The 15,224-nt window shown below is 61.9% G+C and carries 16 protein-coding genes and 2 tRNA genes; 9 read left to right on the top strand and 9 right to left on the bottom strand.

The genetic code is table 11. The features are described from left to right. Positions 1–12 precede the first annotated feature (12 nt). A complete protein-coding gene (locus tag JVX98_RS17530) occupies positions 13–309 on the bottom strand; it encodes a cupin domain-containing protein (RefSeq protein ID WP_205239318.1) in 297 nt (98 codons plus the stop codon). 203 nt (positions 310–512) lie between these two features. Here JVX98_RS17530 and JVX98_RS17525 point away from each other — a divergent pair. Together JVX98_RS17525 and JVX98_RS17520 are read left to right on the top strand one after the other, a co-directional pair. Further along, positions 513–587, top strand: a tRNA-Gln gene (locus JVX98_RS17525). A gap of 125 nt (positions 588–712) precedes the next feature. After that, the gene (locus tag JVX98_RS17520) at positions 713–895 is read left to right on the top strand and encodes a YegP family protein (protein ID WP_034801332.1); all 183 of its coding nucleotides are present in this window, start codon (positions 713–715) and stop codon (positions 893–895) included. A 63-nt stretch (positions 896–958) separates the two neighbouring features. Here the strand turns inward: JVX98_RS17520 and JVX98_RS17515 are convergent, their stop codons facing one another. Further along, the gene (locus JVX98_RS17515; protein ID WP_034801335.1) at positions 959–1,396 is read right to left on the bottom strand and encodes a hypothetical protein; all 438 of its coding nucleotides are present in this window, start codon (positions 1,394–1,396) and stop codon (positions 959–961) included. A 317-nt stretch (positions 1,397–1,713) separates the two neighbouring features. On the opposite strand from JVX98_RS17515, the gene JVX98_RS17510 reads away from it, so the two are divergent. Continuing rightward, positions 1,714–1,790 (top strand) — tRNA-Pro (locus JVX98_RS17510). Positions 1,791–1,996: 206 nt separating this feature from the next. Here JVX98_RS17510 and JVX98_RS17505 read toward each other — a convergent pair. Continuing rightward, on the bottom strand, positions 1,997–2,929 hold the full coding sequence (locus JVX98_RS17505; protein WP_305877691.1) for a ribose-phosphate pyrophosphokinase: 933 nt from the start codon (positions 2,927–2,929) through the stop codon (positions 1,997–1,999). A gap of 267 nt (positions 2,930–3,196) precedes the next feature. On the opposite strand from JVX98_RS17505, the gene JVX98_RS17500 reads away from it, so the two are divergent. Continuing rightward, complete coding sequence (locus JVX98_RS17500; RefSeq protein ID WP_043616768.1) at positions 3,197–3,610, top strand: hypothetical protein; 414 nt, start codon at positions 3,197–3,199, stop codon at positions 3,608–3,610. A gap of 356 nt (positions 3,611–3,966) precedes the next feature. Next, positions 3,967–4,803, top strand: coding sequence for a glycosyltransferase family 8 protein (locus tag JVX98_RS17495; RefSeq protein WP_205239317.1), 837 nt, complete (start codon positions 3,967–3,969; stop codon positions 4,801–4,803). Positions 4,804–4,838: 35 nt separating this feature from the next. Here JVX98_RS17495 and JVX98_RS17490 read toward each other — a convergent pair whose 3' ends face one another. Further along, the gene (locus JVX98_RS17490; RefSeq protein ID WP_192447550.1) at positions 4,839–5,012 is read right to left on the bottom strand and encodes a hypothetical protein; all 174 of its coding nucleotides are present in this window, start codon (positions 5,010–5,012) and stop codon (positions 4,839–4,841) included. Between the two features lie 210 nt (positions 5,013–5,222). On the opposite strand from JVX98_RS17490, the gene JVX98_RS17485 reads away from it, so the two are divergent. Together JVX98_RS17485 and JVX98_RS17480 are read left to right on the top strand one after the other, a co-directional pair. Further along, positions 5,223–6,182: a bile acid:sodium symporter family protein gene (locus JVX98_RS17485; protein ID WP_205239316.1), complete on the top strand. Its 960-nt coding sequence runs from the start codon at positions 5,223–5,225 to the stop codon at positions 6,180–6,182. A 417-nt stretch (positions 6,183–6,599) separates the two neighbouring features. Then, positions 6,600–6,743: a hypothetical protein gene (locus tag JVX98_RS17480; protein WP_205239315.1), complete on the top strand. Its 144-nt coding sequence runs from the start codon at positions 6,600–6,602 to the stop codon at positions 6,741–6,743. Between the two features lie 139 nt (positions 6,744–6,882). Here the strand turns inward: JVX98_RS17480 and cysN are convergent, their stop codons facing one another. From cysN to JVX98_RS17460, 4 genes are all read right to left on the bottom strand, one after another. Continuing rightward, a complete protein-coding gene (gene cysN, locus JVX98_RS17475; RefSeq protein ID WP_192447548.1) occupies positions 6,883–8,388 on the bottom strand; it encodes a sulfate adenylyltransferase subunit CysN in 1,506 nt (501 codons plus the stop codon). After that, positions 8,388–9,341 (bottom strand): sulfate adenylyltransferase subunit CysD, encoded by a 954-nt coding sequence (gene cysD, locus JVX98_RS17470; RefSeq protein WP_192447547.1) that lies wholly within the window; start codon positions 9,339–9,341, stop codon positions 8,388–8,390. Before cysD ends, cysN begins: the two co-directional genes overlap by 1 nt. Before the next feature lie 43 nt (positions 9,342–9,384). Beyond that, positions 9,385–10,143, bottom strand: coding sequence for a phosphoadenylyl-sulfate reductase (locus JVX98_RS17465; protein ID WP_205239314.1), 759 nt, complete (start codon positions 10,141–10,143; stop codon positions 9,385–9,387). A 247-nt stretch (positions 10,144–10,390) separates the two neighbouring features. Continuing rightward, positions 10,391–12,304: a methyl-accepting chemotaxis protein gene (locus JVX98_RS17460; RefSeq protein WP_205239313.1), complete on the bottom strand. Its 1,914-nt coding sequence runs from the start codon at positions 12,302–12,304 to the stop codon at positions 10,391–10,393. A 393-nt stretch (positions 12,305–12,697) separates the two neighbouring features. Between JVX98_RS17460 and JVX98_RS17455 the strand changes: the two genes are divergently transcribed. Together JVX98_RS17455 and JVX98_RS17450 are read left to right on the top strand one after the other, a co-directional pair. Continuing rightward, complete coding sequence (locus tag JVX98_RS17455) at positions 12,698–13,087, top strand: DUF6152 family protein (RefSeq protein WP_192447544.1); 390 nt, start codon at positions 12,698–12,700, stop codon at positions 13,085–13,087. Further along, the gene (locus JVX98_RS17450) at positions 13,084–13,566 is read left to right on the top strand and encodes a DUF2214 domain-containing protein (protein ID WP_205239312.1); all 483 of its coding nucleotides are present in this window, start codon (positions 13,084–13,086) and stop codon (positions 13,564–13,566) included. The genes JVX98_RS17455 and JVX98_RS17450 overlap by 4 nt, the downstream gene beginning before the upstream one ends. Positions 13,567–13,570: 4 nt before the next feature. On the opposite strand, the gene betA is transcribed toward JVX98_RS17450, so the two are convergent. Then, a complete protein-coding gene (gene betA / locus JVX98_RS17445; RefSeq protein WP_205239311.1) occupies positions 13,571–15,220 on the bottom strand; it encodes a choline dehydrogenase in 1,650 nt (549 codons plus the stop codon). Positions 15,221–15,224: the final 4 nt, after the last annotated feature.

The raw sequence follows: 15,224 nt of genomic DNA, 5'->3' as shown, positions 1-15,224 counted from the left end.
TCTTCCTGGATTTCACTTGTATTCGATCTCGATGAACGACATCGGCTCTTTGCCGGCATTGACGACGTTGTGAGCCATGCCCGCCTCACGGCGGTAGGCGGCCCCCTTGGCGATATCGACCCGCCGGCTGCCTGCCTCTTCCTCGAGCAGGAACTGGCAGTCGGTCATCGGCACCACCACATAGCCGAGCCCGTGCACATGGTGACCGGTGTCGGCGCCGGGCTCGAAATCCCAACGGGTGACCCTGACGACCGCGTCGTCGACGAGAACGGTTGGAACGGCAGGGGGACGGGCGCGAAACTGGCTCATGAAAGTCTCCATTTGCCGGGACAATAGGAGGTACGGCAAGCGAAGGAAAGGGTACATCCGGTACCCGCCGTGAGCACCGTTCTGCGTCGTCGCCAACAAATCCGCCGAAAATTCAACTTAGTGCCAACTTAGTGATTGTGACGGGCGGCGAGCTTTGATAATCAGGCGCTCGATTTGGCGGACGTATCGTCCCGTCAATCCGTTGGGGCGTCGCCAAGCGGTAAGGCACCGGTTTTTGGTACCGGCATTCCCAGGTTCGAATCCTGGCGCCCCAGCCACATTTTTCCAGGCAGTTGATCCATTGGGCGGGCGATCGCGCGCGCCGGATTTGCATGCACTCTTGTCAAGTCATCTTGCAACTGACACGCTAGTTTCGTTGATTCCAACATGTGTGAGGGAGAAGATGGCTCACAAATTCGAAATCTACAAAGACAAGGCTGGCGAGTTCCGTGTTCGCTTCAAGTACAACAGCGAAGTGATGTTCTCGACCGAGGGCTACAAGACCAAGGCCAGCGCGCAGAACGCCATCGACTCGATCAAGAAGAACGGTCCCGACGCGCCCGTCGAGGACAACAGCGCCGGCTGAGTTCGACGCAATTCCCTAGAAAAAACCCGCCGATTTTCACCGGCGGGTTTTTTGTTTGTTGGTTTAGCCTGCAGTTGCCGCCGGCTTGGTCTGGGCTGGGGCGCCGAGGAACTCTTCGCACCAGCTCGGGCCTTCGGCACGCTTGCGGTCGCCGGCAATGTGGATCGAGCGGATGACGTAGTCGGACGAGACGGTCAGTTGCACCGCGCAGCTCAGATACTCGGTGCGCGCCGAGGAAATGCGCTTGCCGCGCTTGCCGTCCTTGGTGGTTTCGTACTGCGCAGGGATCTTGCGGGTCTTGTAGCCGCCCTTCCAGCTATAGACCGTGGAGCTGCCGCTTTCGACGTCGGAGATCGGCGGACCGTATTGGGCGAAGAAGCCGCCGGCCGGCTGGCCGAGCCAACGGGCCTCGACCGCGTTCCTGGAAATCCCCGTTCCGGTCGTCGTGCAGCCGGCGAGCACGAGCGCGAGGCCCGCCACCGTCATCATGCGGAAGTTCATGTTTCTGCCCCTTTGGCTCTCGTTCTGAAATAGGCATGGCGCGCAAACCCGTGTCCCCTGGTTTTCCGCGCTTTCCGTTGAGCCTCTAGCGCCAAAAGAGACGAAAGGAAATGCACGCAACGGCTCCTGTTCCAGGAAATTATGAAGCGTTGCAGAAAGTCCCTATCGCGCGGTCTGCCGGGCGCTGTCGGCGCAGACAAGGGCCATTCTCCGCCTCCGTTTTCCACCGTCACAAATTTTTTGAGAAAGGCGCAATGTTTTTCGAGATAGGCGCTTGTGAAATCAAAATGCCTGTTCTATAGAGGCGCCGCTGGTCACGGAGTGTAGCGCAGTCTGGTAGCGCACCACGTTCGGGACGTGGGGGTCGCAAGTTCGAATCTTGCCACTCCGACCAGCCAAATCAATTGCTTAGTCGATCTTTCCCGAAATATACGCCAGTGCGCGGATCGACTGCAGGCCGCTTCAATCACCACCGTTGGAACGTATTCGCCGTTTGTGTCGCGTGTTTCTGTGGTTTTGGACGCAAGGGCAGATTGCGTCATTTTTTCATCGGCAAGCGCCGGCTGGCCAACCAAAACGGCCTTGCACGGTTTGCTTCAGTCAGTTGAAAAGGCTTGAAACGCTTTGCTCGCGGGTGGTGCGGGCGAGGGCCTCGCCCAGAAGCGGCGCAACGGTGATCCGGCGGATATTGGCGGTCTCGCGCTGCGCATCGGTGTCCTGAATGGAATCAGTCAGCACCAGTTCCTTGAGGTTGCTGGCACCAATGCGCTCGCAGGCTCCCCTGGAGAGCACGCCATGGGTGATGTATGCCGAGACCTCTCGTGCACCCGCCTCCAGCAATGCGTCAGCCGCATTGATCAAGGTCCCGCCGCTATCGATGATGTCGTCGATCAAAAGGCAGGTCTTCCCGGAGACGTCACCAATGATGTTCATGACCTCCGACACGCCGGCGCGGGGGCGCCTCTTGTCGACGATCGCAAGATCGGTGCCAATGCGCTTGGCGATGCCGCGCGCCCGTGCCACGCCGCCCACATCTGGCGAAACGACCATGAGATTTCCGACGTCGTAGCGCTCCTTGATATCGCGCGTCATCACCGGCGCCGAATAAAGGTTGTCGGTCGGTATATCGAAAAAGCCCTGAATCTGATCCGTGTGCAGGTCCAGCGTCATAACCCGGTTGACACCCGCACCGGCGATCATGTTGGCGACCAGCTTGGCTGAAATCGGCGTGCGGCCAGTGGCCCGGCGGTCCTGGCGGGCATAGCCGAAGTAGGGGATGACGGCGGTGATCCGGCGCGCAGACGAACGGCGCAGCGTATCCGTCAGGATCAGGAGTTCCATGAGGTTGGCGTCGGCGGGCGTGCTCGTCGACTGGAGGATATAGACGTCCTCGCCGCGCACGTTCTCGTGGAGCTGAACGTTGACTTCCTGGTCGGCGAAGCGCTCGACCGTACAGTCCGTGAGGGGAAGATTGAGGTATCTGGCAATGGCTTCGGCAAGGGCGCGGTTGGAGTTACCGGTCACCAGCTTCATGAGCGCAATCCTGTGTCAGGGAGCCTTCGAGCCAGCTTTAGAGCCTCACTGACGGATTCACAACCAGCGCGGCACATTTTTGTGATGCACCCGGTTTGGGTTGACGGTGAAGGCTCTTCCCGTTGCTGCAGTTCGGTGCCGTTCGTCGCCCCTTCCAAGCCGTTGGTCGAATAGAGGTGTATTTGCAGCCGGGTCACTCTGTTGGTCCAGCGGCGAAGTCTCTAGCGTTCCGCCATTCGATGCTGACGACGAGGAACGGACATGTCGATCAAACACCTATCCATTGCGGCGGTTCTGCTGGTGGCCGGCCATTCGGTGGCGGCGGCGCAGAGCTGCGAGAAGAATTTCAAGGCAAACGGCGTGCCGCTGGTGACGCCGGTCTTCTACAAGACCTGGCAGGAATTCCCGAAGCTGAAGCCCGAGACCGCCCTGCAGCGAATGGCGCGGGGCGTCGCGGCGGAAGGCTTTTCCGGGATCGAGATCAACAAGGCACTCGGAACGATCGAAGCTTACCAGGATACGGCAGGCTCCGGGCGGCTGCAGACATTGCGAGTCGTCGCCCGCAAGCGCGGTTCAGGCACGCGGGTTGATGCGATGTTTGATATTCAGGTGGGGCAGGTGGCCACCAAGCAGGTGGTGCAGGAAGGGCTTTGCAACATCATCCGGTCCGCGACCGAATAGGTGCCGCGCGCAGGTCTTCTACACGATCTGCGCGAGATTCTGCGGACAAACAACTATTATCTGCTCTGCCCACTTGACGCGGAAGCATGGTGTGCGAAGTCATTCGCCATGAAGAGAAGCACACCAGTGCATCCGCGTGTTTTCGGGTAAGAGATGACCTATTAATTTCATTGATACTTCCGTCGCATATTGCGCGACACCATGAGCGTGGCCCTCGCTTGGCGAGGGTCACGCCATTTCAAATGAAAGCAATCAAAGCATCTACCGGTATGTCCGGTCGAGCGAGATCTTGCTTTTGGCCTGGACACTGCATGCGGCCCTGTGGCGACGCGTTGCATTGCTGAAATTGACTTTAAATGATTGTTGCATGCTCGATCGACAGGCGCTTCGCGGAACTCGCGGGTGTCATGCTTTACTCGCTCGAAAAGAACGGTGGCATTCCAGATGCGCAGGTCACTATCCTAGGTGACGGGCTGCGGGCGTCCGACAAGGAAATGCTGCAAGCCTGCGCGAAACGGAAGCTGTGCTTCATCGATGTCGAAGGCGACATTCTCTCAAAAATCTCAGGCCTGAAGACGACGAGCTACTGGAGCCGCGCTACCTACGCACGATTGTATCTGCCGGAATTGCTAGCCGACCGACACGACCGTCTGCTCTACCTGGATGCTGACACGCTGATCAAAAAGAGCCTGGCACCACTGGCGGATCTGTCGTTTGAGGGCAGGGCCGTTGCAGCCGTTCCCTATGATGACCCGACGCGTTTCAATCCGTCGCTCGGCCGAGAGGCGAACACACCCTACTTCAACGCGGGAGTCCTGCTGGTCGATATCGACGCCTGGAACGCGCAGGACTACACGGCTCGCATTGCCAGGCTGCTTCAGGCGCGTTCGTTCGATTTCTTGGATCAGGACGTACTGAACCTTACGACCGAAGGGAATTTCGTTCATCTTCCCGGCCACTGGAATGCGCAGAAGGGATGGGAAGACTTTTCCCAAGCTTCCATTGTGCACTTCACGCACGCCAAGCCGAACACGAAAGAATGCGAGCACCCGGAGAAGGCGACGTTTCTGGAGTACCGGAAACAAACGCCCTGGCGTTCGGCGCGACTTATCACGAATCGCGACCGGCGCATTCGCACGCTGCTGCTATCGATCAGAAAGAAGTGGCAGTGGCTCTCGGCGTTTGCTCGGTGACGGCACACGAGCAGCGCCGCTAGCGATGCGGCCGGTCAGCCCTGCTTTTCGAGCGCCTTCAGCGCAGTTTGGGCAACGGCCTGCGCCTGCAGCATCGAGGTGAAATTGCCCTGTGCGGGGTAGGTGACGCCGCGATGCTTGATGACGAAGCACCATTTGCCGTTCTGGCGCTTTTCCACCGTCACGCTCGTCTCCGGCTGGTTCGTCATCGTCGTCTCCCTCAAGATCCGGTGCTTTCGCTCTGCTTGATCTGCCTGATATCCCCAGGACGTGGTCGCTGTCCATATGCGTCGCATTTATGTCGGTTGCTCCGGTTTCATCGACACAAAGTTGCGGCAGGCGGCGTTTTTTTGTTCGAAGCGTGTTGAAGCCGCCCGCGTGCGGGCCTAGACAGCGGCCATCACGCAAGGAGTAAGGTTTTGAAGGCCGTTGCATCGTTTTCCCAGTTTGTCGGACGCACATTCGCGCTCTGGGTCATTGTTTTCGCCATTCTCGGGTTCGTCTTCCCGGATATTTTCAAGCAGGTCACGCCCTATATCGTCACCCTGCTCGGCATCATCATGTTCGGCATGGGTCTGACCATTTCGCTCGACGACTTCAAGGAAGTCGCCAAGCGTCCGTTTGAGGTCGGTATCGGCGTGGTCTCGCAGTTCCTCATCATGCCGCTGCTCGCGGTTCTGCTGACGGCCGTCATCCCGATGCCGCCGGAGGTGGCTGCCGGCGTGATCCTCGTCGGTTGCTGCCCGGGCGGCACCTCGAGCAATGTCATGACTTATCTTTCCAAGGGCGATGTCGCACTGTCGGTCGCCTGCACCAGCGTCACCACGCTGCTTGCGCCGATCGTCACGCCGTTCCTCGTCTGGACCTTTGCGAGCCAATATCTGCCTGTCGATGCGACCGCGATGTTCATGAGCATCGTCAAGGTGGTGTTGCTGCCGCTGGCGCTGGGCTTTTTCCTGCAGAAGCTGTTGCCGGGTCTGGTCAAGGCGGCGGTGCCTGCGCTGCCGCTCGTCAGCGTCGCGGGCATCGTCTTGATCGTTGCGGCCGTCGTCGGAGCCAGCAAGAGCGCGATCGCCAGCTCCGGGCTGCTGATCTTCGCCGTTGTCGTCCTGCACAATGGCCTCGGCTATCTGCTGGGCTTCTTCGCCGCCAAGGCGGCCGGGCTGTCACTTGCCAAGCGCAAGGCGATCGCCATTGAGGTTGGTATGCAGAACAGTGGCCTCGGCGCGGCCCTCGCCAATACCTATTTTTCGCCGGTGGCAGCGGTACCGAGCGCGATCTTCAGCGTATGGCACAACATTTCCGGTGCGCTCCTTGCCAATTATTTCGCAAGCCGCACGGAAGACGAAACGACCGAGCCGGTGGTCAGCACTCGCTGACTGGGCGTTGGAGACGTGACAGCAGGAGAGGGCCCGCAGCGGCCCTTTTTTGTTTGGCCTACCGCACCTGACGGTCAGGCGGACTGTCCCACGACGTTCGGAAACGGTGAAACAGCCCTGTCGATCCTCATGATCGATGCGCCAAATTACGAATGCGAAACCGGATTGGAAGGCTCGGTTGTGGCGACCTCGTGCAAAGGTGAAGCATTCGTCAGTCCTGTCCCGGAATGGGTCAGTCTCGTGCATGCGGACAAGCTTAGAAGACGGCGGCCGAACGCTTGGGCCCGACAGCGTAACGTCGTCGGTGACAGCGCTATCGTTCACATGGAAACACGGCGTTCATCAAACGCTGTCTTATCAGTGTGAACAATAGGGGCGATATTTCCATCAACACTTGTCTTTTCCCGAGAGGCCCGGATGTTGAAGGAACCGATTTTCACCTTTCGCGAGATCGCCATTTGGTCCGCTATCCTTGGCTGCGTGGTCGGCTACCAGCTCTGGCAGCATGCCGATCCTGCGCCGCTGACGATCACTCTGCCCGCGATCGAGCAGCAGCTTTGAGACGATGGCGCCGGTAGGTGCTACGCCGCCGGCACTTCATAGAAAGGCGCGCCGGCAGTGATCGCCGACGGATCTCAAGCGCCCAAGTAAACAAAAAAGGGGGCCGTTCTGGCCCCCTTTTTGCTGTGTGTGATGTCGCTCAACCGTCGATGTCGTCGATGATCTCGACGGCGCGGCCGGCGCTCACGCGTCGGACTTCGGCTTCCTCGCGGCGGCCGGCGAAGAGTTCGGTCGCCATCAGCTGGTCGGCAAGGTCGGCCGGCAGAGAGAGGATGACGCGGGCATCTTCCGTGTGGATGCCGCCGAGCGCCGAGCGCTTGGCGGTGATCATGCCGCCGGCCACCGTGTTGTTGGTGTCCGGGTCGATCAGGATGAAGGCGCCGGTGGTGCGGTTCTGCTCGTAGGTGTCGAAGATCGCCTGCTCGTCGAAGGCGAGGTGCACCTTGCCGATGGCGTTCATGGGCAGCTGGTCGGCCTGGTTCCACTTGCCGGTCTGCAGATCGAGCTGGCTTGCTGGCTGCACCTGGACGCGCTGGCGGCGGCTGCCGCTCTTCAGCCAGTAGCGCTTGCCGGGCTGGATGCCCTCGGCCTGCAGCGCGACGAGCTGGGCGTCAAAGGAAAGACCGGTCAGCGGCTGGCTGTCGATCGCGACGATCATGTCGCCGCGCGAGACATCCACCTGGCGGTCGAGCACGAGCGTGATCGCGTCGCCGGCGACCGCCGCGTTGCGCACCAGGTCGAAGGTGACGATCTTGGTGACGTTGGCGACCATGCCCGAGGGCAGGATGACGACGCTGTCGCCGGGCTTGACCGAGCCGCCGGCAACCGTGCCCTGATAGCCGCGGAAGCTTTCGCCCGGACGCGAGACGCGCTGCACCGGCAGGCGGAAACCGACCGTCTGGGCTGAACGGGTCGTCGCCAGTTCCAGCACTTCGATCAGCGTCGGGCCGTCATACCAGGGCATGGAGGCGCGGCCGTCATAGACGACGTTCTCGCCCTTCAGGGCCGAGACCGGGATGGCGGTGACCTGGCGTACGCCGAGCGACAGCGCCAGTTCGCGGAACTCGTGGCTGATCTCTTCGAAACGGGCGCGGTCGTAGTCGGTCAGGTCGATCTTGTTGACCGCCAGGACGAACTGCTTGATGCCCATCAGCGTCGCGATCGTCGCATGCCGGCGGGTCTGTTCAAGCAGGCCGACGCGAGCATCGACGAGCAGCACGGCGAGATCGGCGGTCGAAGCGCCGGTCGCCATGTTGCGGGTGTATTGCTCGTGGCCGGGTGTGTCGGCGACGATGAAGGAGCGCTTGTCGGTCGAGAAATAGCGATAGGCGACGTCGATGGTGATGCCCTGTTCGCGCTCGGCCTGGAGGCCGTCGAGCAGCAGCGCGAAATCGGGCAGGCCGAGGTCGTTCTGCTTGCCTTTGGAATCACGCTGCAGCGTTGCCGCCTGGTCTTCCTTGACCGCCTTGGTATCCCAGAGCAGGCGGCCGATCAGCGTCGACTTGCCGTCGTCGACCGAGCCGCAGGTGATGAGCCGAAGCGGACGGCTGTCACGGGTGGCGCGCGCCGGCTCCTGCGCCGGAAAGGCCAGAACCTCGCCGGCTTGAGCGTGCTCAACGGCATTCGCGGTTGCGGTTGCGGTCATCAGAAATATCCTTCGCGCTTCTTCTTTTCCATCGAGCCGGACTGGTCACGGTCGATGGCGCGGCCCTGGCGTTCGGAAACGGTCGCGGTTTCGAGTTCGGAGATGATGTCGTCGAGCGTCGTCGCGTTCGAGCGGATGGCGCCGGTCAGCGGGAAGCAGCCGAGCGTGCGGAAGCGGATCACTTCCTCGCGCTTGGTCTCGCCCGGCAGAAGTTCGAGGCGCGGATCTTCGGCGAGGATCATCATGCCGTCGCGTTCGACGACCGGGCGCCTTTCAGCAAAATAAAGCGGAACGATCGGAATGTCTTCGGCCTGGATATAGCGCCAGATATCGACTTCGGTCCAGTTGGACAGCGGGAAGGCGCGCACGCTCTCACCCTTGCGGATCATGCCGTTGTAGACGTTCCACAGTTCCGGGCGCTGGTTGCGCGGGTCCCAGCGGTGGTCCGGCGTGCGGAAGGAGTAGATGCGCTCCTTGGCGCGGCTTGCCTCTTCGTCGCGACGCGCGCCGCCGAAGGCGGCGTCGAACTGGCCGGCGTCGAGCGCCTGGCGCAGCGCCTCGGTCTTCATGATGTCCGTATAGAGCGCCGAGCCGTGGGTGAAGGGCGTAACGTTCTCGGCGGCACCGCGCGGATTGACGTGCTCGATCAGGTCGAGGTCGTAGCGCTCTACGATCTCGTTGCGGAACGCGATCATCTCGGAGAATTTCCAGCCGGTGTTGACGTGCAGCAGCGGGAAGGGCACGCGGCCGGGATAGAAGGCCTTGCGCGCGAGATGCAGCAGTACGGAAGAATCCTTGCCGATCGAATAGAGCATGACCGGGCGTTCGAACTCGGCGGCCACTTCGCGGAAGATGTGGATCGCTTCGTTTTCCAGCGCCTTCAGATGCGGATCGAGCGGCGGCTTGGCGCTCTGCGGGTTATGCAGTTCCGTTTCCGGATGGATATGGGGCATTTCAGTCTCCGGGAGGATTTGTCTTCGGACGAGCGCGCCAGCTTCAGGCGGCGCTGCTCGAATTGGGGATGATGGAGCTTGCGGCGGCTTCCGGAACGTGCAGACCACATTCGCGCTTCTCGTCGTTCTCCCACCACCAACGGCCGGCGCGTTCGGGCTCGCCGGGCTTGATGGCGCGGGTGCAGGGCTCACAGCCGATCGACGGATAGCCGCGGGCGTGCAGCGGGTTGACCGGAACGGCATGGGTGGCGACGTAGCTGTTGATGGTCTCGATGTCCCAGTCGGCCAGCGGATTGATCTTGATCAGGCCGCGTTCGGCATCGGCCTCGGCAAAGGGTGTGGAGGCGCGGTTGCCCGACTGGCCGCGACGCAGGCCGGTGATCCAGAAGCTTGCCCCTTCGAGTGCGCGCGCAAGCGGCTTCAGCTTGCGCACGTCGCAACAGGCATGTCGTGCTTCGACGCTTTCGTAGAAGCCGTTGAGGCCGTAACGCGCTGCGTAAGCGTCGATGTCGGCCTTTTCCGGATGGTAGCGCCTGATCAGGATGTCGAAGGCTTCTTCCGTCTTGTCGATCAGCGCTGCGGTCTCATTGAAGAGGCGGCCGGTCTGAAGCGTAACGACATCGACGGAGAGCTTGTTCTTGCCGATCGCGGCGGTAATCACCTGGTCCTCGATGCCGAGCGAGGTCGTGAAGACCGCCCGCCCTTCAAGGCTTGCGACGAGCGCCAGCCGCCCGGCGAAATCGAGGCCTTCGAGCCTCTCGTTCAGTGCCTTGGCGGTGGTCTCGAGGGATGACGTGGTCATGGCTGCGTCCTGTTCCAACTTGGGCGGAATATCGCAGCCGAACAGGTCAATGGACAGAAATAGCGGTTTCTAATGCTGTTTGTTTGGAGCAAATCTGCCTCTCAGATCGAAAAGCAGCGAAAAACCGAATATAGACTAGTAATTTACTAGATTTAATACTGTACTGCTTGCGGCTGCTGTGTCGTAAAAAAGAAAAAGGCGCGAACCCTGCTGTCCGCGCCTCCCTGGTTGGCAGTTGACTGGATCGTCAGAACTCCGCCCAGCCGTCCTCCTGTGGCCGTGCGCTGCCGCGATAGGCGCTTGCGAGCTTGCGGGTCAGGGCCCGTGCGGGCGAGGGGGCTGCACTTTCCGTGGAAGCACTTGCCACGCGGCGAGGCGCGGCCGAAGCGCCATTGCCGGTCCTGAAGCGCATCAGGAGGTCGTTGAGCGCGCCGGCCTCGCGGGCAAGACTGTGGCTGGCGGCGGTCGATTGCTCCACCATGGCCGCGTTCTGCTGCGTTCCCTGGTCGATGGCGTTCACCGCCGTGTTGATCTGCTGGATGCCGGCTGCCTGTTCGCGGGCGCTTTCGACGATCGCCGTCACGTGGCTGCTGATCTCCTTGACCTCGACGATGATGCTTTCGAGCGCCGCGCCGGTCTCGCGCACCAGAGTGACGCCGGATTTGACCTGCTGGCCGGATGTGGCGATCAGCACCTTGATCTCCTTGGCGGCCTGGGCCGAGCGCTGAGCGAGCTCACGCACCTCCTGGGCGACGACGGCAAAGCCCTTGCCGGCCTCACCCGCCCGAGCCGCCTCGACGCCGGCATTGAGCGCGAGCAGGTTCGTCTGGAAGGCGATATCGTCGATGACGCCGATGATGCTGGATATTTCCCGCGACGAGGCCTCGATGCCGCTCATGGCCGTGACGGCATTGCCGACGATTTCGCCCGATTTCTCCGCAGCACCACGGGTGCGGGTCACGAGCGTGCCCGCCTCTTCTGCGCGCCGGCTGGCATCGGCGACAGTGGTGGCGATTTGGTCGAGAGCGGCGGCTGTTTCCTCGACCGAGGCAGCCTGCTGTTCCGTGCGCTTGGAGAGGTCGCCCGCCGCCGAACGGATTTCGCTGGCGCCGGCATTGATGCTGCGGGCGTTCTCGCCGACCGATCGCAATGCATCCTCCAGATTGGTGACGGAACTGTTGAAATTGGTGCGCAGCGCGTCGAGCCGTTCGGCAAGCGGCGTTTCGATCCGGAAGGTGAGGTCGCCTTCGGCAAGGCGATCGAGGCCAAAGCCAAGCGCACTGACCGCCGTTTGAACCTCCGCGGCCTCTTTGGCCTTCTGCGCTTCGCGCTGCTCGCGCTCGCGCTCCGACAGCGAACGGCCGGCCTCCGCCTCCTGCTCCAGCCGCTGGCGTTCCAACGCATTGTCGCGGAAGACGGCGACCGCGCCGGCCATCTGGCCGATCTCGTCGCGGCGCCCTTCGCCGAAGATCAGTGTCTTGAGATTGCCCGCGGCCAGCTGGCGCATGGCTTCGCGCAGCTTCGCCAGTGGGCGCAGCAGGCCGGCAATGATGAACCAGACGGTCGCGCCGAGCATGAGCAGGGCGAAACCGGCAATGACGCTTTGCCAGAGTGTGAGGTTGTTCTTCTCGGCCTTCGCCGCTTCGAGCTCGGCGTTGGCCTCCGAAAGCTGCAGCTTGATCAGGTCGCTGATCGGCGCAGCGAGGGGATCGACGGAGGAGTAGAGTTTGGTATCGACGAAGCGTTCGAGTTCGGCCTTGTCCTGACGCTGCATGATCTGCACGAGATCACGGATCGACGCATCGCTTGCGATGCGCGCCTGGTCGAAAATCTCGGTCAGCTTCTTCTCTTCGGGCGTCAGCCGCGTGGCCTCATAGGTGCGCCAGCGCGTGTCGATGGTTAAGAGCGCCAGGTCGATCGCCTTTGCTCCGGCCGCCCAGTCCAGGGCGCCGCTGCGAACCTTGTGGGTGGTATCGACGATTTCGACCGCATACATGTCGGACACCGTTTTCAGATGATCGACCGGCAGCAACCGGTCGGCGACAATCGATTCGGTGCGTTTGGAGATGGAAGTCATCGCACTGAAGGCCGTGACGATCATGACCAGCATGGCGACGGCGAGCAGGGACAGACACACGAGCAGGCGTGCTTTGATTGTCATGAATAACGCTCCGCGGTTGCCCGCAAGGCAAATCATCCTCGGCCGATGCCGCGGGGATGGCCGCAAAGGCACCGGTAAGCGAGCTCGCCTTGGCAGGGGAGTGATGTCGATGATGGGATGGAGCACGCGATATTGCGCGGCGAAACTGCCGTCATGGCACGTTCGCCCAGCGTTCACTCCGTCTCATATAGACATAACAACCGGAGATTAAGAATGGCTAAATTTAAAGCTGTTCATGAATTCACCATGCAACTTTCGGTCACAGTGTTTATTGCCGCGCCGGACAAGGTCGGCGCCCTTCTCTTCAAGAAGTGTTGAACGCTCAGCGCTTCCGTCAACGGCTGTTCAGGTCCAAGCTTGCGGCTTCCCCTAGGCAAACGAAGGAGCAGGTCGATGCTGGATGCCATTTCACGCAGAGGTTTAGCTGGCGTTGTGATCGCCGCCGTGCTGGCCACCGGCGCTTATGCCCATCACGGCTGGTCTTGGGCCGAGGCCGACCAGATCGAGCTCAAGGGCACGATCCGCGAAATCTCCATGGCACCGCCTCATCCGACGCTTCAGGTCGAATCGACCACGGACGGGACCTGGCACGTTGAACTCGGCAATCCCCGCCAGACGGAACGTTCAGGCTTTATCGAGGGGTCGGCCAAAACTGGCGACGAGGTCGTTGTACTCGGCAATCGCTCGCTCGACCCGAACGAAAAGCGCATGAAGGCCGTGCGGATCACGGTCGCGGGCAAGACCTATGACATCTATCCGGAACGCATCCGGGCTGGGGGATGAGTCCGGCCGAGCTTGCCGAATGGGTCTCCGGCTGGCCGGTAGGGGCAGCACTCAGGCGCTCGGCGCTGCTCTATCTCGTGGTCAACGCGGCCCACATCCTGGCGATCGGGCTCTTGATCGGCGCGATCGTGCCGCTCGACCTGCGGCTGCTCGGGCTCGTCGGACATGCGCCGGTCGACGTGCTCGGCCCGTTCCTTACGCGCGCCGCCGCCATCGGCCTCCTGCTGGCTGTCGCCACCGGGTTCTGCCTCTTCAGCGTCAGGCCCGCGGCCTATCTCGCCAATCCGGCATTTCTGGCGAAGCTCGCATTGCTGGCGCTTGGCGTCCTCAATGCGCTGTCGCTGCGCCTGGGTACGGCCTGGCAGACCGTCTTGGCGGGCGGCATGATAGCCCCCCGTCTGCGGCTGCAGGCGCTCGTTTCGCTGTCCCTCTGGCTCGCCGCGGTGCTCGCCGGCCGCTGGATCGGCTTCATCGGATAGCGGGTTACCGGTCGCTGACCTGCCAGCGCGGGTTGATCCAGGGCTCCTGGTTGGAGCGGGCGAGCGGCTGCTTGCCAAGAATATGGTCGGCCGCTTTCTCCCCGGTCATGATCGAGGGGCTGTTCAAGTTGCCGTAGGTCACGTGCGGGAAGATCGAGCTGTCGGCGACACGCAAGCCATCGACGCCGATGACGCGGGTCTCGGGATCGACCACCGCCATCGGATCGTCCTTGGCGCCCATCCGGCAGGTGCCGCAGGGGTGGTAGGCGCTTTCCAGGTGCTCGCGCAGGAACGCGTCGATCTGTTCGTCCGACTCGACGTTCTCGCCCGGCTGGATCTCCGGGCCGCGGTATTGGTCGAAGGCCTTCTGGCCAAAAATCTCGCGGGTGAGGCGCACGCAGTGGCGAAACTTCTCCCAGTCCTCCGGGTGGCTCATATAGTTGAAGCGGATGACCGGATCGGCCATCGGGTCGGAGGAACGCAGCGTGACGTTGCCGCGTGACTTCGACAGGTTGTAGCCGACATGCACCTGGAAGCCGTGCGTGTTGGCGGCAGCCTTGCCGTCATAGCTGATTGCCACCGGCAGGAAATGGTACTGGATATCCGGCTGCTTGACGCCGGGGGCCGAGCGCAGGAAGGCGCAGGCCTCGAACTGGTTGGAAATGCCGAGGCCCTTCTTGAAGAACAGCCACTGCGCACCAGCAACGCCCTGCCAGAACCAGGGCAGCCAGGAATAGAGCGACACCGGCTTGGTCGAGACCTGCTGGAAATAGAACTCCATATGGTCCTGCAGGTTTGCGCCGACACCCGGCCGATCGACCTTCACCTCGATGCCCATGTCCTTCAGGTGCTGGGCCGGGCCGATGCCCGAGAGCATCAACAGTTTCGGCGAATTGAACGAGGAGGCGGAGACGACAACCTCGCGGTTGGCCTTGACGATCTCGATCTTGCCGGCGCGCTCGATCTCGACACCGGTCGCCCGGCCGTTCTCGATGACGATGCGGCGGGCAAAGCAGCGCACCAGAGAGACGTTCTGCCGTTTCATCGCCGGCTTCAGATAGGCGTTTGCCGCCGACCAGCGCCGGCCCTGCCAGACGGTCTGTTCCATCAGCCCGAAGCCTTCCTGCTTCGAGCCGTTGTAATCGTCGGTTACTTCAAAACCGGCCTGCTGGCCCGCTTCGATGAAGGCATGGAACAGCGGGTTGTGCACCGGCCCGCGCTTGACGTGCAGCGGTCCGTCGGTGCCGCGCCAGCCGGCTTCGCCGCCGTGACTGTTTTCCATACGCTTGAAATAGGGCAGCACATCCGCATAGGCCCAGCCGCGTGCGCCGAGTTCTTCCCACCGGTTGAAGTCCTCGGCATGCCCGCGCACATAGACGAGACCGTTGATCGAGGAGGAGCCGCCGATCACCTTGCCGCGCGGCGCGGTGATACGCCGGTTGTTGAGGTTCGGCTCGGGTTCGGAGAGGTAGCCCCAGTTGTAGCGCTTCATGCTCATCGGCCAGGCAAGTGCTGCCGGCATCTGGATGAAGGGGCCTGCATCCGTGCCGCCGTATTCCAGCACCAAAACGGTATTCTTGCCGTCTTCCGAGAGACGATAGGCGAGCGCCGAACCGGCGGAGCCGGAGCCGATGATGATGTAATCTGCCTGCATAAGC

Origin of the sequence: Ensifer sp. PDNC004, from assembly GCF_016919405.1 — a bacterium.
In the GTDB taxonomy this organism is placed as follows: Bacteria; Pseudomonadota; Alphaproteobacteria; order Rhizobiales; family Rhizobiaceae; genus Ensifer.
The sequence above is the reverse complement of the archived record's forward strand: the minus strand, read 5'-3'. Positions and strand labels throughout refer to the sequence as shown.